We start from the raw sequence: 19,434 nt of genomic DNA, 5'->3' as shown, positions 1-19,434 counted from the left end.
TGAAGGTGCCAGGATGTGCGCATGGAGCGCACGAGCAACCTCGACGACCCATCGGTTGCGACCGATCGCCTCGATGACGACACCGACGAGCTGCCGCCCTGGATCGACGGCGACGACCTGCCGGTCGACCGGTTCCTCGACCGCGAGTTGAGCTGGCTCGCGTTCAATCAGCGCGTGCTGGAATTGGCCGAGGACGAGACCGTGCCACTGCTGGAGCGCGTCAACTTCCTCGCGATCTTCGCAAGCAACCTCGACGAGTTCTTCATGGTGCGCGTCGCGGGCCTGAAGCGCCGCATCATGACCGGAATCGCGGTTCCGACGAATATCGGCACCCCGCCGAGGCAGGTGCTCGATGACATCAGCCGCAAGGCGCACGAGTTGCAGGAGCGCCACGCGGCGGCATTCCGGGCGCTCGTGCCCGAGCTTGCCGAAGCTTGTATCGCGATCGAGACCTGGCAGCAGCTCGATGCTGATGATCGCGCGGCGCTCGACGAGGTCTTCTCGACCCGCATCTTCCCGGTGCTCATGCCGCTTGCCGTCGACCCCGCGCACCCGTTCCCGTACATCTCGGGCCTCAGCCTCAACCTCTCAGTCCGGGTGCGGAACCCCAACAGCGACAAGGTCGAGTTCGCGCGGTTGAAGGTGCCCTCGGTGCTGCCGCGGCTGCTACGACTTCCAGATGACGGCAGCGGGCGGTTGCGCTACCTGGCACTCGAGGACTTCATCTCGAACCACCTCGACGAGCTGTTCCCCGGCATGGAGATCCTCGAGCACCACGAGTTCCGCGTCACTCGGAACGAAGACGTGGAGGTCGAGGAGGACGAGTCGGAGAACCTCATTCAGGCACTCGAACGAGAGCTTCTGAAGCGCCGGTTCGGACCGCCGATCCGCCTCGAGATCACCGATGACATGGATGACGTGACCCTCCGGCTGCTCATGCAAGAGCTGGATGTCACAGAGGCGGAGGTCTACCGACTTCCTGCACCGCTCGACTTGAGCGCGCTCTTCGAGCTCAGCCGTATCGACAGGCCGGCGCTGAAGTACCGGAAGCACGTGCCGGTCACCCCGGCGCAGCTCGTTCCGGGCGAACCGACAGAGCGCGCCGACGTCTTCGCGGCGATCCGCTCACGCGACATCCTGGTGCACCACCCGTATGAATCATTCGCAACGAGCGTGCAGGCGTTTCTCGAGCAAGCGGCCTCCGACCCCGACGTGCTGGCCATCAAGCAGACGCTCTACCGCACGAGCGGCGACAGCCCCATCGTCGATGCCCTGATCGCTGCCGCGGAGGCCGGCAAAGCCGTGCTTGCGCTGGTCGAGGTGAAGGCGCGGTTCGATGAGGTCAACAACATCGGGTGGGCGCGGAAGCTCGAGAAGGCCGGCGTGCACGTGGTGTACGGGCTCGTCGGGCTCAAGACGCACTGCAAGCTCGCGCTCGTCATCAGACGCGAAGGCGACGAACTGCGGCACTACAGCCACATCGGCACCGGCAACTACAACCCGAAGACGAGTCGGGTGTACGAGGACATCGGCCTCTTCACCGCCGACCCGCAAGTGGGGAAAGACGTTACGCGGCTGTTCAATCAGCTGAGCGGCTACGCCATCGAGAAGAAGTTCAAACGGCTGCTCGTGGCGCCGCTGCACCTTCGCAACGGGCTGCTCAAACGCATCCGCGCCGAGGAGCAGAACGCGCGGGAGGGCAAGCCGAGCGGCATCCGCATCAAGGTGAACTCGATGGTCGATGAGGCGATCATCGACGCGCTGTATCGCGCGAGTCAGGCGGGCGTGCCCATCGACGTGTGGGTGCGTGGCATCTGCTCGCTCAAGCCGGGGGTGCGAGGTTTGAGCGAGACCATTCGAGTGCGTTCGGTGCTCGGTCGCTACCTCGAGCACTCCCGGGTCTTCTCGTTCGAGAACGACGGCAATCCCGCGGTGTTCATCGGGAGCGCCGACATGATGCACCGGAACCTCGACCGCCGCGTCGAAGTGCTCGTACGCCTCAGCGCCCCGGAGCACCTCGCCGAGATCGACGCGCTGTTCGACCTGGCGATGGCCGACACCACGGCTTCGTGGTGGCTCGACTCGGAAGGCGCCTGGACGCGCAAGAACCGGGGCCCGAGCGGCGATACTCTCGACGATATGCAGGACGTGCTGATGCGACGCCGATCGCTGCGGCGGCCTTCCTCAGGCGGTGGGGGCAGTCGCCGCCACGGGGGGAACCACTGGTGAGCGATTCTCGCGACGGCCTCGGTGCCGAGGTCGCGGGTGCCGCGGGCGTGCCCGTGCTCGCGGCGGGCGCGTTGTGCTGGAAGGCGGTCGGAGACGAGGTGCAAGTGCTCGTCGTGCGCCGCACCCAGCATCGCGATGTCTCGTTCCCGAAGGGCAAGCTGGAGCCGGGCGAGACGCTGCCCGAGTGCGCGGTTCGAGAGATCGCCGAAGAGACCGGGCTGTGTGTGGGGCTCGGCGCGCCACTCGGCACCATCGAGTACACGCTGCCGAGCGGCCGGCCCAAGATCGTCTACTACTGGCTCGCAGAGGTCGGCGAAGCGGCGATCGGCAATTCGACGTTCGTCTCGAACGACGAGATCGAATCACTCGAGTGGATGCCGATCGACCTCGCCCGGGAATCCCTGAGCTACGAGCACGACATCGACCTGCTCGATCGCTTCGCCGATCGTGTCGAGGCCGGCACCAACCGCACGTTCGCCATCATCGTGCTCAGGCACGGCAAAGCCGTCTCCCGAGACGCGTGGGACGGCCCCGACTCGACCCGCCCACTGCTCCAGAAGGGCGCCGACCAGGCCGCCAGCGTCGCTCACGGCATCGCTGCGTTCAGACCCAAGCGCCTGGTCACTTCGGATGCGACGCGCTGCGTGGCGACCATCGCGCCGCTCGCCCGGCTTGTCGGCCTCGACGCCAAGGAGAAGGCGGGGCTCAGCCAGGATGCCTGGGCCGATGGCAATGGACGGGTACCGCATATCGTGCGGCGCGTGTTCGACCGCGAGGAGTCGGCGGTGCTGTGCAGCCACGGCCCGGTGCTGCCCGAGATCGTCCACGATGTGGTCACGCGCACCGGCGCGGCGCTCGGGGATGAGCTTCGGCACGCTTCCTCACTTGGAACTGGCGACTTCTGCGCAATGCACGTCTCGGTGGGAGCACCGAACCATCGTCTGGTGGCGGTGGAGACGCACCAGCCGACGGTGTAGGGCTGGTCGGATCAGGCTTCACCGATCCGATTCGCGTCCGGCCGTTTCGACGTTCCTCAGGGCGCGCCAAGTGCGCGTGAGAGCGCCTCGCCCTGCTTGACCAGCTCCCGGCCGAACCGTTCGACATCGTCACGCCCGGTGCGATACGCAGGGGCGTTGATGCTGAGCGCCCCGACGATGGAGCCGGTCGGGCCGAAGACCGGCACAGCAGCCGCAACCACATCGCTGTCGGGACGGTGTGAGACGACGTACCCGTGGGGTGCGACCTGGGCGTCAAGAGCGCGACCAAGCGCAGTGCCCCTGCGCGGGATCACTCGTCCGGTCCACACAATGCTCTGCACCTCTCGAGTGGAGGGGATCTGCCGAAGGTAGAGCACTTCGTCTGAGCCCATGGGAACCCCGAGGCTCGCTGTCTCACCGGTTGCAGAGACCAGCTCGTCAAGGAAGTGGCCCGAAAGGTCGTAAACAGGGTCGTCGCGCAAGGCGGACGCAGCGAGCTGCTTCATTCCGATCCCGGCGTGATATCGGCCGCTGTCGTCACGCCGGATGAAGTCATGGTGAGCGAGAGTGCCCAGCAACCGAAGAGTGGTGCTCGGCGAAAGCTCCACTTCGCGCGCGATCTCTGACAGCGTCGCGGCCTCGGGCGCTTCGACCACCGCCTTGAGCACTCGCATCGCCCGGTCAACCGAGCGCGTTGCACCCCCGCCGCCGTCGTCTCCCGCCATCGCAATCCCTCCATTTGCCACCACGTGAAAACCTGTTGCGTCTAGTGGCAAGCATTCATATGCTGCACGATACACCAGACACTCAAGGAGGAGTTGCAGTGGTCGCACAAGGGACGGCAGCCGTCGCGCAGGCCGAGATACGAACCGAAGTCGAGTCAGTCGAAGCAGCGATCGCGATCATCGATGCGGCACGCGAAGCCATCTGGGAGAAGCCACCCGCGGAAGTGCTGGCTCTCGGCACGGGGCATGTGCCGCGCGGGACAGGCGCGAAGAACAACTACTTGTCGACGCTGATCTTCGCCGAGAACGAACTGCGCACGTTGACGGACGAGATCCTGTGGTTCGCCTGGGCCACAGCGACCCGGCACCCGGACATCGACCTTCGAACGCTCGTGACCTACATGGACGAGATCGCGCAGTACAAGGCGAACATGAACGACTATGTCGGCCTGCCTGAGGGCGGAGAGATTCTCAAGGTGTACGTCGGCGGCATCCGCATCGCGCAGAACGCAGACGAGTTCGCGAGGCTCACCGAGTCTGCGATGACGTACTTCAACCGCTTGCACGGCTGGGTCGACATCGTGTTCCCGTGGGGCCTGGTCGATGGATTCAAGCGCGTGAACCCGCTGCAGAAGATCATCGACGCGGCCGAGAAGCAGTGACCCACAGGCATACGACGAGAACGGACGCGAAGGAGCAGTCATGAGAATCGGTTTCAACCTCGCCGGCGAAGACGTCGCCGTGATCGAGATCTGGGAAGACAAGGTGCCCGAGCTCGCGGCGAAGATCAAGGACGCGCTGCCCTTCGCCACCTACCTTCAGCACGGCAAGCTCACCGGGGATCTGCTTCTGATGCAGACGAAGATCCTTGCCGACTGGGAGAACATCTTCTACCCCGAAGATCTCGCCGCTGAAGTGGCGGAGAAGAACACCGAGATCCGCGGAGCCGTGTCGTACTACGGCCCCCGGCAGCAGATCTCGATCATGTACGGCAATGACATTCCACCGGAACCGCTCCCGGTCTCAGCGATCGGCTGGGTGGTAGAAGGCGCTGACAAGCTCGAACTCATCGGCATCAAGACCTGGCTCGAGCCTGGAACGCGTGTGTGGATGACACTCCTCGAGGAGTGACCTCCGCTGCCGCGTGACGGATGCCGGCACTTGCGGCCGGCATCCGCGCCACTACAACTGAATACCGCTTGCATCCTTGCCAATGGAGTCAACATGCACACCTCGCGCACCACCCCTTCCGGTCGTGCCTCGGCGCCTCGCCGCGGTGGCAAGTCCGTTCTCGCCCTCCTCGCCGGCGCCACGCTCATGCTGAGCGCGTGCGCCTCCGACCAACCTTCCGAAGACCAACCCACGCGCCTGCGCGTCGGGTTGGTCTCACTGTCCACGTCGGACTCTCTTGATCCCGCCAAGGCGACCACGGTCGGCGGGTATGCGATCGCGCGGCAATTGTTCGACACGCTGGTGGAATACGGCACCGACGGCAAGGTGACGAACCGGCTTGCCGAGTCGCTCGAACCCGGCGATTCCGCCGACACCTGGACCCTGACCCTGAAAGATGCCAAGTGGTCGGACGGGGAGGACGTCACCGCCGACGACGTCGTGTACACCTTCAAGCGCTTCTTCGACGAAGAGCTGCCCCCTGCGAACTCACTGCCGTTCCTCACGGCAGATGGCGTCGAGAAAGTCGACGACACCACGGTCCGATTCAACCTGGAATACCCCACTGTCGTTCTTCCGGACGCTCTCACCTCGCCGACCATGGCGATCGTGCCGGAGGGTTTCGACCCGGAGAAGCCGATCGGCTCCGGGCCGTTCGTCTTGGCGAACCATGATCCTGGTTCGCGGGTGAGCTTCGACGCCAACGACGAGTACTTCCAGGACGGCCAGCCCGGCGTGGACACACTGGAGTTCATCTCGTTCCCCGACAGCAACGCCATGGTCAACGCTCTGGTTGGAGGCCAGATCGACGTCGCCTCTTCGATGGACCCCAGCCTCGTGCCGGTCGTCGAGGCCGGCGGCGATGGCTACAAGGTGTTCAACTATCCGACGAGCGGCACGCTCACCTGGCAGATGAATGTCGCCCAGAAGCCGTTCGACGACGTGAAGGTTCGACAAGCGCTTCGACTGGCCGTTGACCGGCAGCAGATCATCGACCAGGTCTACGACGGCTACGCCACGCTCGGGAACGATATCTTCTCGCCGTTCGACGAGGGCTACGACGACGGTTTGCCCCAACGAGAGCGTGACATCGAGCAGGCCAAGTCGTTGCTCGCTGAAGCCGGCTACCCGGACGGCGTCGACGTGGAGTTGACGGCCGCGCCGATCCAGCCGACCGCAGACCGCCAGAACGAGGTGCTCGTGCAACAGGCGGCAGAAGCAGGATTCCGCATCACGTTCAACAAGGTCGATGCCGCTACGTACTACGGCGACGCCTACGGCACCTACCCACTGTCGCTCTCGTTCTGGGGCCAGTTGAGCATCTTCGACCAGGCCGCGTTCACGATCGTGAACGACGCTCCGTACAACGCGACCAAGTGGCAGGATGACGAGTACAACTCGCTCTACGAGCAGGCAGTGCGCACCGTCGACGATGACGAGCGCATAGACCTGGTGCATCAGATGCAGCGCATCGAATACGAACGGGGCGCCTACGTCGTTGCGATCTTCGTCGACAACATCAGCGCCTACTCCGCGAAGGTCAGCGGCTACCAGCCGTATCCCAACGCGGACGGACCCAGCGGATACAACTTCAAGGACATGACCGTCAAGGAGTGATGTCGATGACGACGTCGGCGATAGCCCTGCGACGCGCGGCCGGAGAACACCCGATCGCACGCTACGTCGTGAAGCGGCTGATCGTCGGCGTCGTCATGCTGGCGTTCGTCTCCGTTGCAATCTTCTTCTTCACGCAGGCGCTGCCAGGCGATGTTGCCCGACAGGTGCTCGGACAGAGCGCGACGCCTGACCAGATCGCATCTCTGCGAGAGCAGTTGGGGCTCGATCGCCCGGTCGTCGTCCAGTACTTCGACTGGGTAGGCGGCCTGTTCACCGGCGAGCTCGGCCGCTCGCTCACCTCGGGGCTGCCGGTCGCCGAGGCAATTGCCCCTCGGGTAGCGAACAGTGCGGTACTCGTCGGCGTCACCGTGGCGATTCTGTTCCCCCTCGCGCTCGCGATGGGCGCGACCGCGGCCGCACGCCCGCGCGGGATCATCGACGGCATCGTCACAGTGCTGATACTCCTGGTCATCGCACTCCCCGAGTTCATCATCGCCATTCTCGTGATCGTCATCCTGGCGACCAACGTCGTGAAGCTCTTCCCGCCGACATCGATCATCGATTCATCGCAGCCGCTCTTCGCGCAGACCGACCTCCTGGTACTGCCGGTACTCGCTCTCGTGATCGGAGGCCTTCCCTACTTCACCGAATCGATCCGGACGACCCTGCGCGAGGAGCTCATGAGCGAGTACGTGACCTGGGCGCGTCTCACCGGCATCCGGGAGCGTCGAGTGCTCTGGCGATACGCCTTGCCGAACGGCATCGGTCCCGCGCTTCAGGTCGCCGGAACAACGCTCGTGTATCTCACGGGCGGCATCGTGGCAGTCGAGAGTGTCTTCGCGTTCCCCGGGATCGGCGCTGCACTCACCGCGGCCGTCGCCAATAGAGACCTCCCAACCGTGCAGACGATCACCATGCTGATGGCCGCGGTGGCGCTCATCATCTATCTCGTCGCCGACGTCTGCGGCATCCTGCTCACTCCCAAGCTTCGATCGGCGCTGGCGTCGTGAACACCTTGAGGAGAATGCGCCACGACGCGCGTGGCCTCACGGGCGGCGCGCTGGCGCTGGCCGTCGTGCTGCTGGCGCTGGTCGGACCGCTCGTTGCGCCGCACGATCCCGGCGCATTCGTCGGCAGACCCTTCCAATCGCCCGACAGTGCACATCCGCTCGGACTGGATGTGCTCGGGCGCGATGTGCTGTCGAGCTTGCTCAGCGGAGGACTGCTCTTCCTCGCCGAGGCAGTGGCGGCCACGATCATCGGGGTCGGACTGGGCGTACTCGCGGGGACCGTGCTCGCGACGCTGCCTCGTAAGCCGGCCGACATCGCACTGTCGTTCAACGACGCCCTCATCGTGCTGCCCCAGATCATCATCGCCCTGCTCGTGCTGACCCGACTCGGCTCGTCGCCGTTCACGCTCATCGCTGTCATCGCGTTCGCACATGTTCCGCAGTCGGCGAGGGTGGTTCGCGTGGCGGTGCAGCGGGTGACCTCAGAGGGCTACTTCGAAGCTGCCCGCGGGTTCGGCGCTCGGTGGGGGTGGCTGTTCTGGCGCGAGATCATGCCGAACATCACCGGCGTCGTCGTTATCGAACTCAGCATCCGCCTGGCGATCTCTTCGGTCGTGCTCGCGACACTCTCGTATCTGGGCTTCGGCGCGACCGCCGACGACTGGGGAAGCATGATCCACCAGAACCAGGGCGGTCTCACGATCCAGCCTCTCGCCGTTCTGGCTCCCGTCGCGGCGCTCGGCTGCTTCTTGGTCGGCGCGAATCTATTCCGCGACGGCCTCTCTCGCGCACTGGCGAAGGGAGCGTGAGCGACATGGCGACGGACACGGAGACCGGCGCGAGGGCGCTCGCCGTGGAGATCCAGGGCCTCGAGGTCTCGACCTACGACGGTCGGCCGATCCTCCACGCCATCGATCTGACCGTACCCAGGGGCCAGGTGCTCGGTCTGGCAGGAGAGACTGGCTCCGGCAAGTCGACGCTCGGGCTCGCCATGATGGGTCACTATCGACCGGGTCTGCGCCGCAGCAGCGGATCTGTGGTCGTTTCCGGACACGACCTTGCTTTGCTGAGCATGGGCGCTCTGCGCCGCCTCCGCGGGAATGAGATCGCCTATGTGCCGCAAGACCCGGTGATGGCGCTGAACCCCGCACTCCGGGTGCGAGAGGCATTCAGTGAGGCGGCTGGAGCGCATCAGCTGGCCACCGCCGATGCTGACGCCCGCCTGGTCCGGCTGCTTCAAAAAGTGGGACTGCCGCACGATCAAGCGTTCCTCAAACGCTACCCGCACGAGCTCTCGGGCGGACAGCAGCAGCGCCTTGCGATCGCCATCGGGTTCGCGCTCGAGCCATCGGTGGTTGTGATGGACGAGCCGACGACCGGTCTTGACTCGCCGACGAAGCTCGCGGTGATGGCACTTGTGCGCGAACTGAGCGAGAGCGTCGGCGCGAGCGTCGTGGTGATCAGCCATGACCTTCGGATGCTGATGGCGTTCACCGACCGCATGATCGTCATGTGCGAGGGTCGCATTGTCGATGACGCGGCGAGTTCAGCGCTTGAGCGCGAAGCGACGCACGCCTATACGCGGCGGCTGCTGGCGGCGCTCCCTGACCCGCTGGCGCATCGCTCACGACGAGAGAGTGGGAGCGGGGCGGTTGCGGCCAATGCGCTCGAAGTGCGCCAGCTTCGAGCCAGCTACAGCGGGATAGAGATTACGCACTCGATCGAGTTCGACCTCGCGTGGGGCACGTGCCTTGCGCTGGTCGGCGAATCAGGGAGCGGTAAGACCACTCTCGCGCGCTGCGTCGCCGGGTTCCACCACGAGTTCAAAGGCGAAGTGCACTGGAACGGGGAACGGCTGTCCGCTCGAGTCGGCCGCCGCACTCCGGAGCAGCTCGCCGGTGTCCAGTACGTGTCGCAGAACCCGTTTTCGGCGCTCAACCCGAGGCGATCCGTCGGTGCGAGCCTCGCTGCGGGTGCGAGACTCTCGGGAGGTCTGCCAGCCAAGGCGGCAGCGGCCGAAGCACGTCACATGCTCGAGCGGGTGGGCCTTCAGACGGAGCACTTCGATCGGATGCCGCGAGAGCTGTCAGGCGGCCAGCGTCAGCGGGTCGCGCTTGCACGCGCGCTGCTCGCTCGCCCCACGCTCCTGGTTTGCGACGAAGTGACATCGTCGCTCGATGTGTCGGTACAAGCAGAGATCGTGGCGCTGCTGCAGCGCCTGCAGCGCGAGGAACAGCTGTCCATGCTGTTCATCACGCATGACTTGGCACTCGTCTCATCGATCGCCGACCGCGTGATGGTGTTGAAAGAGGGGTCCTGCGTCGAGCAGGGCCCGGTGCAGCAGGTCCTCGAGCATCCGCGCGCCGAGTATTCCAAGCGGTTGCTCGCCCTCAATCGCACGATCGCCGACGAACGCATGGACCGGGAGTCGGCTCACGCCGGCGGTCCCGCGGCGTACCACACGACGCGAGCGGTCCACGTGCCGGCTGACCCGGCATCGGGCCTGCCTCGGGTGTCAGGGTAGTTGCATGACCGGGCAGCTCGTTCACCACCGAGGCGGAGGCGAACGCTCGTGACAAGCGTGCAGCTTCCGATGGATCCGCTATGGCCGCGTGCCGGCGGGTGGGCCGCGGATGCTGACCCCGCGGGAGGCCCGGTGGACCTTGCAGTGCTCGGGGTACCAGCGCACCTCACGTCGCTGTCGCCGACCAACGCCCACTTGACGCCGAGGGAGATCCGCGACGCCTTGCGGCGGTACAGTCCCTGGGCGATGTCGCTCGGTGCCGCGAGCGGTGGCGTGACGGAAGGCCAAGCAAGGTCCGCGCGAGTCATCGATGTGGGTGATGTGGCTGACCCCGACGGCGATGGCGGTGAACGGCGCACCATTGCGCTGGTCGCTCGGAGCGCTGCTCAAGCCGAGCTCGTGGTCGCGCTCGGGGGCGACAACTCCATCACGGTAGCGACGGCGATGGGTGTTTTCGGAGACCAGCTCCACCGCGCTGGGTTGGTCACACTCGACGCGCATTTCGACCTGCGGGAGGGCATCTCCAACGGCTCGCCGGTGCGCCGCCTGATCGAAGCGGGGCTCGATCCCTCTCGGATCGTTCAGATCGGTATCGCAGACTTCGCGAACTCCGCTGAGTATGCGCGCCGTGCACGCGAACTCGGTGTCACGGTCGTGCACCGCGACGAGCTGGTGGGCCGCGACGTGGGCGACGTGATAAAAGAAGCGCTCGACGTCGCTGGTGCCGCGGGAGGCCCGGTGCACCTGGATATCGACGTGGACGTATGCGACCGTTCCGTCGCCCCCGCCTGCCCCGCGAGCGTTCCCGGCGGTATTTCGGCATGGGAACTCCGCCGCGCCGCCCGATCCGCTGCCCGCGACCCCCGGCTCCGCTCCGCGGACATCGTGGAGATCGACGCGAGCGCCGACGCTCCCGACGGGCGCACTGTGCGGCTCGCCGCCCTCACCGTGCTCGAGTTGCTCACCGGAGTACTGGAGCGGCCAGTTGAGTCGCCCGTTGGGCATGCTCGCGAATCCTGAACGATTCGGGCGGCTTGCGGCTAGCCAGGCGCGCTCAGCAGTGCTCGACGCCGCCCATCCACATGCGCTCGATCAGCGGCACTCCGGGCCGATACGCCAGGTAGGCGTGCGAAGGGCCGCGGAGCACCACCAGGTCGGCACGCCGACCGGGGGCGATCACACCGATGTCGTCCCGTCGCAGTGCCCTCGCACCGCCGGCTGTCGCCGCCCACACGGCCTCACCGGTCGTCATACCCATCTCACGCACGGCGAGCGCCACCATCAGCGGCATCGAGGAGGTGAATGAAGAACCGGGATTGCAATCAGAAGCGAGCGCGACCGTCACCCCGGCGTCCAGGAGCCTGCGGGCGTCGGGATACGGCTGCTTGGTCGAGAACTCCACGCCCGGAAGAAGCGTGGCCACTGTCTCAGACCCGGCGAGCGCCGCGACATCCGCGTCACTGAGAAACGTGCAGTGGTCGACGGATGCCGCTGAGAGCTCGACCGCGAGTGCCACTCCCCCTCCGGCGCCAAGCTGGTTTCCATGCACGCGGGGCATGAGGCCTCTCATCGAACCAGCCTCGAGCACGCGTCTCGACTGCTCCACGGTGAACGCGCCGGTCTCGCAGAAGGCGTCGATCCATCGCGCATGTGGAGCGCAGGCATCGAGCATCTCACCACAGACGAGGTCGACATACTCGTCGGCACGGCCCTCGAACTCCGGGGGCACGACGTGAGCGCCGAGGAACGTCACCTCGGGCGTCACCTCGCGCGCAAGCCTCACTGAAATCGCTTCGGTCGCAGCATCCAGTCCGTAACCGCTCTTCACCTCGAACGTGGTCGTCCCCTGGTCGCGCAGTTCATCAACGAGGCGGTGCAGCCTCGTGCGCAGCACCTCTTCGCCTGCTGCGCGAGTCGCGGCGACCGTCGAGCGAATTCCGCCCGCCTCATAGCGATGACCAGACATGCGCGCCGTGAACTCGGCGGATCGATCACCGCCGAACACGAGGTGCGTGTGGCTGTCGACGAAACCGGGGATCACGGCGGCGCCGCCCGCATCGACGACCGCATCGGCGCCGTCCGGGGCTCGTTGAACGGATCCTACCCAGGCGATGCGCTCACCTTCGATGAGTACAGCGGCGTTCCAGAGCACGCCGACCGCACCGCCGGCGTCCGATCGACCTATTGGGACCGTCGCATCAAGGGTCGCGTCGTTGGTGACGAGTTCCCCGATGCCGGTGATGAGGAGCGTGCGCTCGGCGTCGGCGGCCTCAGCCGCGGCCGGGTCGGCGTGCTGGTCGCGATCGTGCCCCACAATCACGTCAGCCATCGGCGCCGTCGATCATCGGCAGGCGCAGGCCGCGCTCGCGGGCAACCTCGACCGCGCGCTCGTAGCCGGCATCCGCATGTCGCATGACCCCGCTGCCCGGGTCGTTGATCAGCACACGCTCCAGCTTCTGCGCTGCCAGCGCTGTGCCGTCGGCGACCACCACTTGACCGGCGTGGATGCTGCGGCCGATGCCGACGCCGCCGCCATGATGGATCGACACCCACGTTGCGCCAGAGGCCGTGTTGAGCAGCGCGTTCAGCAGCGGCCAGTCGGCGATCGCATCCGAGCCGTCGGCCATGGCCTCCGTTTCGCGATATGGCGACGCGACCGAGCCCGAATCGAGATGGTCACGACCGATCACGATCGGCGCTCTCAGAGCCCCCGAAGCGACAAGCTCGTTGAAGCGCAAGCCGGCGAGGTGGCGTTCCTTGTATCCGAGCCAACAGATCCGTGCGGGCAACCCTTCGAATTGCACCTTCTCGCCGGCCTGCGCGAGCCAGCGACGCAGCCCGGCATCGTCGGGGAACAGCTCCATCACCGCTCTGTCGGTCACCTCGATGTCGTGCGGGTCGCCGGAGAGTGCGGCCCAGCGGAAGGGTCCCCGCCCCTCGGCGAACTGAGGACGGATATAGGCCGGGACGAACCCGGGGAACTCGAACGCCCGATCGAAGCCGCCGAGTTGGGCTTCGGCACGGATCGAGTTGCCGTAGTCGAACACCTCGGCGCCGGCATCCTGGAACCCCACCATCGCGCGCACCTGCTTCGCCATCGCTGCACGCGCTCGCTCGATGAAGCCGTTGGGGTCGCGCTCGGCGGCGGCTCGCCACTCTGAGACCTCGATTCCTTCGGGCAGATACGAGAGCGGATCATGCGCGCTGGTCTGGTCGGTCACCGCGTCGAACCGGATGCCGCGATCGAGCAGTTCGGCGTAGATCGTCGCCGCGTTGCCAACCATTCCGATCGAGCGCGCCTCACCGATGTCACGCGCGGCGAGTGCCCTCCCGAGCGCCTCGTCGAGATCGCGGCTGTACTCATCGAGGTAGCCGCGCTCGGCCCGCCGGGCGAGCCTCGACTCGTCGACGTCCGCGATGAGTACAGCGCCGCCGTTCATCGTGACCGCGAGCGGTTGGGCTCCACCCATGCCGCCGCACCCCGCGGTGAGCGTCAGCGTGCCCTTCAGCGAAGAGGAGGCGACATCCGCACCGCGTTTCGTCGCGAGTGACCGCGCGACCGCCGCGAACGTCTCGTACGTGCCCTGCAGAATGCCCTGAGTTCCGATGTAGATCCAAGAACCCGCCGTCATCTGCCCGTACATCGTGAGGCCCAGAGCTTCGAGCCGACGGAACTCGGGCCATGTGGCCCAGTCGCCGACCAGGTTCGAGTTCGCGATGAGCACTCGCGGTGCCCACTCGTGGGTGCGGAACACGCCTACCGGCTTGCCGGACTGCACCAGCAGCGTTTCATCGCTCTCAAGGTCGCGCAGCGCTTCGACGATGGCGTCGAACGACTCCCAATCCCGCGCGGCCTTGCCGCTGCCTCCGTACACCACGAGCCGGTCCGGATGCTCCGCTACCTCGGGGTCGAGATTGTTCATGAGCATGCGCAGCGGCGCTTCGGTCTGCCACGACCTTGCGGTGAGCGCTGTACCGCGCGCGGCGCGCACCGGCGCTCGCTCGGTCTGCCGCTGTACTTCTGCCAGAGGTGAATTGTCGATCATCGTTCCTCCTTCTCGGAAACTGTCGACGGCATAGCGGCCTCCACCACCCGCCCTTCGAGCACCAGGGCGGTGATGGCTTCGATCTCGGGCGAGAGGAAGCGGTCGTGCCCCGGCTCGCCCGTCACTTCGGCGACAAGATCTCGCACCGCCGAGGTTGCGCGCGCGGGCTGCAGCGGCGCTCGCAGGTCGAGCGCGCGCACACCGCACAGCAGCTCGATGGCGAGCACCCGAGCAAGACCATCGATGGCGCGCCGAAGTTTACGGGCAGCCGCCCAGCCCATCGAGACGTGGTCCTCCTGCATGGCCGAGGACGGGATCGAATCGACGGACGCGGGCACGGCCAACCGCTTCAGCTCAGACACGATGCCCGCGGCGGAGTACTGCGCGATCATGAGCCCTGAGTCGACGCCCGGCTCATGAGCGAGAAACGCCGGCAGCCCGTGACTCCGAGTGGGATCGAGAGCGCGGTCGGTGCGGCGCTCCGAGATGCTCGCCACGTCGGCGATAGCGATGGCGAGGAAATCGAGCACATAGGCGACGGGGGCGCCATGGAAGTTGCCGTTCGACTCAATGCGCCCGTCGACTGTGATCACCGGGTTGTCGATCGCGCTGGCAAGCTCTCGCTCGGCGATGGTGCGCGCGTGCTCGAGTGTGTCGCGGGCTGCGCCGTGCACTTGGGGCGAGCACCGCAGAGAGTACGCGTCCTGCACTCTCGTGTCCTCGGGACCCCGGTGGCTGGCGACCATCGGCGAACCCTTGAGCACGGCTCGCATGTTCCTCGCGGATGCGGCTTGTCCCTCCTGAGGCCGCAGCGCCTGCAGATCCGCAGCGAAGACCGCATCCGTACCCATTTGCGATTCCACGCTGATCGCTGCGGCGATATCGGCGGTGGTGAGCAGCACCTCGAGGTCGTGCACCGCCAGTGAGAGGTGCGCGAGCATCCCCTCTGTGCCGTTGATGAGGGCCAGGCCCTCTTTCTCCATCAGCTCGAGCGGCTCGATGCCGGATGCCGCGAGCGCGTGTGCGGCCGGCATGCGCGCTCCCGAAGCATCCCGAACTTCGCCTTCGCCCATTGCTGCGAGTGCGACGTGGGCGAGCGGTGCGAGGTCGCCGGAGCAGCCGAGCGATCCGTACTCGCGCACGATCGGCACGATGCCGGCGTTCAGCAGGTCGGCGTACGTCTGAGCGACGATTGCCCGCACACCGGTACGGCCAGTCATCAGAGTAGACAGCCGCAGGAGCATGAGGCCGCGGACGATCTCTGTCTCGATCTCGGCGCCGGTACCTGCTGCATGCGAGCGGATCAGGCTGCGCTGCAGTTGGGCGCGACGGTCAGACGCGATGTAGGTCGTGGCCAGCGCCCCGAACCCCGTCGAGATGCCGTAGTGCGCACGACCGGTGTCGGCTAACTCGGCGACGAGGGCCCGGCTTGCTTCCACCCCGGCCAGTGAGTCGGGGTCGAGTACCACTCTCGCTCTTCCGCGCGCGACGGCCACGACCTGCTCAACCGGCACAGGACGCGAGTCGACTATGACCTCGCCGACCTCTGCTTCAAGCTGCCCGGACTTCGATGTCATGTTTGCATCCCAGCGCACCCGCTGTGCCGCGTATAGTCGAAAGCGATCGGATGTGTCTGGGATACCAGACGTGGCCCCGAAATCGACGGCGGTTTGTCGGCGCCGCACGAGGGAGCATCGTGGGAGATTCGAGCGCGGTACCCGCTGCTGAGCAGGCGCTCGGCATCCTGAGCTACATGGCGCGCCAGCGAGGCCCCGTGACCGCTGCGGCGATTGCGAACGCCCTCGCCGTCCCCCGCTCCACCACCTACCACCTGTTGGCGGTGCTCATTCGCCAGGGATTCGTGACACACCTGAGCGAGCGACGCCGCTACGGACTGGGCGTATCAGCACTCGAGCTCGGCACCGGTTACGCGCGCCAGGAACCGCTGGCCCAGCTCGGACGACCGCTCGTGGAGACTCTTGCCCGCACTGCCGGGGCGAACGCCCACCTGGCGGTCATGCACGGCACCGACGTGCTGTACATCGTCGAAGAGCGGCCGCGCCAAGCGCCGCGGCTGGTGTCTGGGCTGGGGGTACGTCTACCGGCCCACCTGACGGCGAGCGGAAGGGCAATGCTCAGCGCCATGCCCACCGAACAGTTCTGGGCGCTGTACCCCGATCGGGAGATGCTCGTCGAGCGCACCGGCCGCGGCCCCCGGACGGTGGCGGAGTTGCGCGATTGGCTGCGAACCGCGCGCGCCCGAGGGTACGCCACTGAGGTGAGCGAGATCACGCAGGGCCTGGTCTCGGTGGGCCTACCGGTGCTCGATCATCTCGGCTGGCCGACCGCTGCAATAGCGCTGACCTTCCCCGAAGCCGATGGCCGAGCGCTGGACGAGGTCGCTGATGAGATCCGGCCAGCCTCGCAGGAGCTCTCAAGGCGCATCGGAGGCGTCCCCGCACGCCTAGTTCACCGAGACGTCACCAGCCGGCCATAGGCTGTTCAGCATGCGTCGCGCCCTTCTCGTCACGACCGCCATGATCCTCGTGCTCCCCCTCGGCGGTTGCGCGGTGAATGAACTCGGGCTCGAGGGCAAGGGCAAGTACCACGGCACGCTCGTCGGTAGCGGGGCTTCATCGCAACAGGCCGCGCAGGAGGCCTGGATCGCGGGCTTCCAATCGGCCAACGCCGACGCGACCATCGAGTACGACCCCTCAGGATCGGGTGCCGGACGCGATAGCTTCATTGCGGGCGGCAGCATGTTCGCCGGCTCCGACCGAGCGCTCCACATCGACGAGATCGAATCATCGCACTTCGCCGCTTGCGCCGAGGGAAGCGGCATCGTCGAGGTTCCTGCGTACATCTCCCCCATCGCGGTCGTGTTCACGCTCGAGGGCATCGACCGCCTCGATCTCGATCCGACGACCATCGCCCGCATCTTCTCCGGAGAGATCACTCGGTGGAACGCTGAGCCGATCGCCGCGAGCAACCCGGGTGTCGAGCTTCCCGATCTCGCCATCACCCCGGTGCACCGCGCTGACGACTCGGGCGTCACCGAGAACTTCACCGAGTACCTCTCGGTGGCGGCTGCGGATTCGTGGCCCTACGAGCCCGATGGTGTCTGGCCCATCACGAACGGCGAGGCGGCACCGCAGACCTCCGGCATGGTCGCTGCCGTGCGGAACGGAGTCGGCACCATCGGATACGTCGACGCCTCGCGGGCCCGGGGGCTCGACGCAGTGGCGGTGAAGGTCGGCGACGAGTTCGTGCCCTACTCGGCCGAGGCAGCGGCTGCGGTGGTCGACGTCTCGACGGTGGAGCCGGGCCGCGGGCCTGCGGACCTCGCGTTCGATCTCGACCGCACGCCGTCGGCATCCGGCGTCTATCCGATCGTGCTCATCAGCTACCTCATCGCCTGCCAGGAATACCGGGAACCCGCCATCGGTGAACTCGCCCGGGGCTTCTTCGAGTACGTGATCAGCGAGGAGGCGCAGCGCGCCGCCCAGGAGCATGCGGGCTCCGCGCCGATGTCGGCGAGCCTGCAGCAGCGTGCCGCCGAAGCGGTCGCTACGATCCACTGACGGCTGCCATTCCGGATGCCGTCGGGCATCGCCGCGCCGCAGGACCGCGCTCACGGGACCGCGCTGGCAATCCCGGGCGCAGTCGCGCCGGCAGGCCGCCAAGCGGCGCCGCCTCTATTCCCTCTGACAAGCGTCCGCGTGCTGGCCGCGCAGACGTACTGCGCCGCCACGCCGCCAGCAATGCAGCCACGCGCTCACATCCTGTTCACCAGCCGTTCACCGAGAGTGGCCACGCTTGTTAACCGACGTTCCTAGCCTCGACCGAGGGCCGCAACGGTCCGAACGGAACATCACATTCCCCGAAAGGAACACCGTGAACTTCAAGCGTTACGGCAGCGTCGCTGCCATCGCTGTCGCGGGCAGCCTGCTGCTCGCCTCGTGCGCTGCGAACGAGGGCGACACCGGCTCGAGCACCGGCGACGAGGGCACCCCGTCGACGCTCTCGGGCACCCTCGTCGGCGCGGGCGCGTCGTCGCAGCAGTCGGCCCAGGAGGCATGGGTCGCTGCGTTCCAGACCGCGAACCCCGACGTGACCGTCGAGTACGACCCGGCCGGTTCCGGCGCGGGCCGCGACACCTTCATCGCCGGCGCGAGCTCGTTCGCGGGCTCCGACCGCGCGTTCAAGGACGAGGAGATCGCCGAGGACAACTTCGCCTCGTGCGTGCCGGGCACCGGCATCGTGGAGCTTCCCGCCTACATCTCGCCCATCGCGATCATCTTCAACCTCGACGGCATCGCGACGCTGAACCTCGACGCCGACACCGTGGCGAACATCTTCGCGGGCAACATCACCAAGTGGAACGACCCCGCGATCGTCTCGCAGAACGAGGGCGTCGAGCTGCCCGACCTCGCGATCACCGCCGTGCACCGCGCAGACGACTCGGGCACCACCGAGAACCTCACCGACTACCTCGCTGCGGCCGCACCCTCGGTGTGGACGTGGGAGGCCGACGGTGTGTGGCCGATCGAGCACGGCGAGGCTGCTCCCCAGACCTCGGGCGTGATCGACGCCGTCACCAACGGCACGGGCACGATCGGCTACGCCGACGCCTCGCGCGCAGGTGACCTCGGCACCGTCGCAGTCAAGGTCGGCGACGAGTACGTGCCGTACTCCGCCGAGGCTGCCGCGGCCATCGTCGACGCATCGCCCCTGGTCGAGGGCCGCGGTGAGGGCGACCTCGCCATCGAGCTCGACCGCGCCAGCACCGAGTCGGGCGTCTACCCGATCGTGCTCATCAGCTACCTGATCGCGTGCAACGAGTACGAGGACGCCGCTCAGGCCGAGCTCACCAAGGCGTACCTCGAGTACATCATCAGCGACGAGGGCCAGCAGCTCGCCGCTGAGAAGGCCGGTTCGGCCCCCATCTCGAAGACGCTCTTCGAGAAGGCGTCGGCCGCGGTCGCAGCCATCAAGTAACACCTTTGCACCACAGCTCTGCCCGGGACCGAGCTCGCTTGTGTGAGCGGCAAGGCCCCGGGCAGACTGAGGTGGTGGCCGATGTCATCACCCCGTTCAGAGCCCCATTCCCCCACCGCATCAAGGAATCGCCCCTCA

At 66.6% G+C, this 19,434-nt stretch carries 16 protein-coding genes; 12 read left to right on the top strand and 4 right to left on the bottom strand.

Features of this window, described 5'->3' with window-relative positions:
• Nucleotides 1-21: 21 nt before the first annotated feature.
• Entirely contained in the window at nucleotides 22-2,229 is a 2,208-nt protein-coding gene (locus tag QF206_RS07100; RefSeq protein ID WP_281488511.1) for an RNA degradosome polyphosphate kinase, read from the top strand.
• Nucleotides 2,226-3,206 (top strand): NUDIX hydrolase, encoded by a 981-nt coding sequence (locus QF206_RS07095; protein ID WP_281488510.1) that lies wholly within the window; start codon nucleotides 2,226-2,228, stop codon nucleotides 3,204-3,206. The genes QF206_RS07100 and QF206_RS07095 overlap by 4 nt, the downstream gene beginning before the upstream one ends.
• Before the next feature lie 56 nt (nucleotides 3,207-3,262).
• On the opposite strand, the gene QF206_RS07090 is transcribed toward QF206_RS07095, so the two are convergent.
• Nucleotides 3,263-3,931: an IclR family transcriptional regulator gene (locus tag QF206_RS07090; protein ID WP_281488509.1), complete on the bottom strand. Its 669-nt coding sequence runs from the start codon at nucleotides 3,929-3,931 to the stop codon at nucleotides 3,263-3,265.
• A gap of 98 nt (nucleotides 3,932-4,029) precedes the next feature.
• Here QF206_RS07090 and QF206_RS07085 point away from each other — a divergent pair, with 98 nt between their 5' ends.
• From QF206_RS07085 to QF206_RS07055, 7 genes are all read left to right on the top strand, one after another.
• Nucleotides 4,030-4,593, top strand: a complete 564-nt coding sequence (locus QF206_RS07085; protein WP_281488508.1) for a cucumopine synthase-related protein — start codon at nucleotides 4,030-4,032, stop codon at nucleotides 4,591-4,593.
• Nucleotides 4,594-4,633: 40 nt separating this feature from the next.
• A complete protein-coding gene (locus tag QF206_RS07080) occupies nucleotides 4,634-5,062 on the top strand; it encodes a hypothetical protein (protein ID WP_281488507.1) in 429 nt (142 codons plus the stop codon).
• 93 nt (nucleotides 5,063-5,155) lie between these two features.
• Nucleotides 5,156-6,718 carry an ABC transporter substrate-binding protein gene (locus QF206_RS07075; RefSeq protein ID WP_281488506.1) on the top strand — a complete coding sequence of 521 codons (1,563 nt, stop codon included), beginning with the start codon at nucleotides 5,156-5,158 and terminating at the stop codon, nucleotides 6,716-6,718.
• Between the two features lie 5 nt (nucleotides 6,719-6,723).
• Complete coding sequence (locus QF206_RS07070; protein WP_281488505.1) at nucleotides 6,724-7,728, top strand: ABC transporter permease; 1,005 nt, start codon at nucleotides 6,724-6,726, stop codon at nucleotides 7,726-7,728.
• A gap of 14 nt (nucleotides 7,729-7,742) precedes the next feature.
• Entirely contained in the window at nucleotides 7,743-8,537 is a 795-nt protein-coding gene (locus QF206_RS07065) for an ABC transporter permease (RefSeq protein ID WP_281488504.1), read from the top strand.
• A 5-nt stretch (nucleotides 8,538-8,542) separates the two neighbouring features.
• Nucleotides 8,543-10,252, top strand: a complete 1,710-nt coding sequence (locus QF206_RS07060) for an ABC transporter ATP-binding protein (protein WP_281488503.1) — start codon at nucleotides 8,543-8,545, stop codon at nucleotides 10,250-10,252.
• A gap of 48 nt (nucleotides 10,253-10,300) precedes the next feature.
• Nucleotides 10,301-11,272, top strand: coding sequence for an arginase family protein (locus QF206_RS07055; protein WP_281488502.1), 972 nt, complete (start codon nucleotides 10,301-10,303; stop codon nucleotides 11,270-11,272).
• Nucleotides 11,273-11,306: 34 nt separating this feature from the next.
• Here the strand turns inward: QF206_RS07055 and hutI are convergent, their stop codons facing one another.
• From hutI to hutH, 3 genes are read right to left on the bottom strand one after another with little or no spacing between them, the layout of a single operon-like run.
• The gene (gene hutI / locus QF206_RS07050; RefSeq protein WP_281488501.1) at nucleotides 11,307-12,581 is read right to left on the bottom strand and encodes an imidazolonepropionase; all 1,275 of its coding nucleotides are present in this window, start codon (nucleotides 12,579-12,581) and stop codon (nucleotides 11,307-11,309) included.
• Nucleotides 12,574-14,298, bottom strand: a complete 1,725-nt coding sequence (gene hutU / locus QF206_RS07045) for a urocanate hydratase (protein ID WP_281488500.1) — start codon at nucleotides 14,296-14,298, stop codon at nucleotides 12,574-12,576. The genes hutI and hutU overlap by 8 nt, the downstream gene beginning before the upstream one ends.
• Nucleotides 14,295-15,875: a histidine ammonia-lyase gene (hutH, locus tag QF206_RS07040; RefSeq protein WP_281488499.1), complete on the bottom strand. Its 1,581-nt coding sequence runs from the start codon at nucleotides 15,873-15,875 to the stop codon at nucleotides 14,295-14,297. The genes hutU and hutH overlap by 4 nt, the downstream gene beginning before the upstream one ends.
• A 119-nt stretch (nucleotides 15,876-15,994) precedes the next feature.
• On the opposite strand from hutH, the gene QF206_RS07035 reads away from it, so the two are divergent.
• The 3 genes from QF206_RS07035 to QF206_RS07025 all read left to right on the top strand — a co-directional run bounded on the left by QF206_RS07035 (nucleotide 15,995) and on the right by QF206_RS07025 (nucleotide 19,296).
• Entirely contained in the window at nucleotides 15,995-16,795 is an 801-nt protein-coding gene (locus QF206_RS07035; RefSeq protein WP_281488498.1) for an IclR family transcriptional regulator, read from the top strand.
• A 10-nt stretch (nucleotides 16,796-16,805) separates the two neighbouring features.
• Nucleotides 16,806-17,879: a phosphate ABC transporter substrate-binding protein PstS gene (locus QF206_RS07030; RefSeq protein WP_281488497.1), complete on the top strand. Its 1,074-nt coding sequence runs from the start codon at nucleotides 16,806-16,808 to the stop codon at nucleotides 17,877-17,879.
• Nucleotides 17,880-18,192: 313 nt separating this feature from the next.
• Nucleotides 18,193-19,296, top strand: a complete 1,104-nt coding sequence (locus QF206_RS07025; protein WP_281488496.1) for a phosphate ABC transporter substrate-binding protein PstS — start codon at nucleotides 18,193-18,195, stop codon at nucleotides 19,294-19,296.
• Nucleotides 19,297-19,434: the final 138 nt, after the last annotated feature.

The sequence above is a fragment of the Ruicaihuangia caeni genome (assembly GCF_029952955.1).
In the GTDB taxonomy this organism is placed as follows: domain Bacteria; phylum Actinomycetota; class Actinomycetes; order Actinomycetales; family Microbacteriaceae; genus Ruicaihuangia; species Ruicaihuangia caeni.
The sequence above is the reverse complement of the archived record's forward strand: the minus strand, read 5'-3'. Positions and strand labels throughout refer to the sequence as shown.

Bases quoted from the DNA above. Each gene is read 5' to 3' on its own strand.
- hutU (WP_281488500.1), bottom strand. From the start codon at position 14,298: ATGATCGACAATTCACCTCTGGCAGAAGTACAGCGGCAGACCGAGCGA.
- QF206_RS07090 (WP_281488509.1), bottom strand. From the start codon at position 3,931: ATGGCGGGAGACGACGGCGGCGGGGGTGCAACGCGCTCGGTTGACCGG.
- QF206_RS07065 (WP_281488504.1), top strand. From the start codon at position 7,743: ATGCGCCACGACGCGCGTGGCCTCACGGGCGGCGCGCTGGCGCTGGCC.
- QF206_RS07075 (WP_281488506.1), top strand. From the start codon at position 5,156: ATGCACACCTCGCGCACCACCCCTTCCGGTCGTGCCTCGGCGCCTCGC.
- QF206_RS07070 (WP_281488505.1), top strand. From the start codon at position 6,724: ATGACGACGTCGGCGATAGCCCTGCGACGCGCGGCCGGAGAACACCCG.
- QF206_RS07080 (WP_281488507.1), top strand. From the start codon at position 4,634: ATGAGAATCGGTTTCAACCTCGCCGGCGAAGACGTCGCCGTGATCGAG.
- hutH (WP_281488499.1), bottom strand. From the start codon at position 15,875: ATGACATCGAAGTCCGGGCAGCTTGAAGCAGAGGTCGGCGAGGTCATA.
- QF206_RS07060 (WP_281488503.1), top strand. From the start codon at position 8,543: ATGGCGACGGACACGGAGACCGGCGCGAGGGCGCTCGCCGTGGAGATC.
- hutI (WP_281488501.1), bottom strand. From the start codon at position 12,581: ATGGCTGACGTGATTGTGGGGCACGATCGCGACCAGCACGCCGACCCG.
- QF206_RS07100 (WP_281488511.1), top strand. From the start codon at position 22: ATGGAGCGCACGAGCAACCTCGACGACCCATCGGTTGCGACCGATCGC.
- QF206_RS07030 (WP_281488497.1), top strand. From the start codon at position 16,806: ATGCGTCGCGCCCTTCTCGTCACGACCGCCATGATCCTCGTGCTCCCC.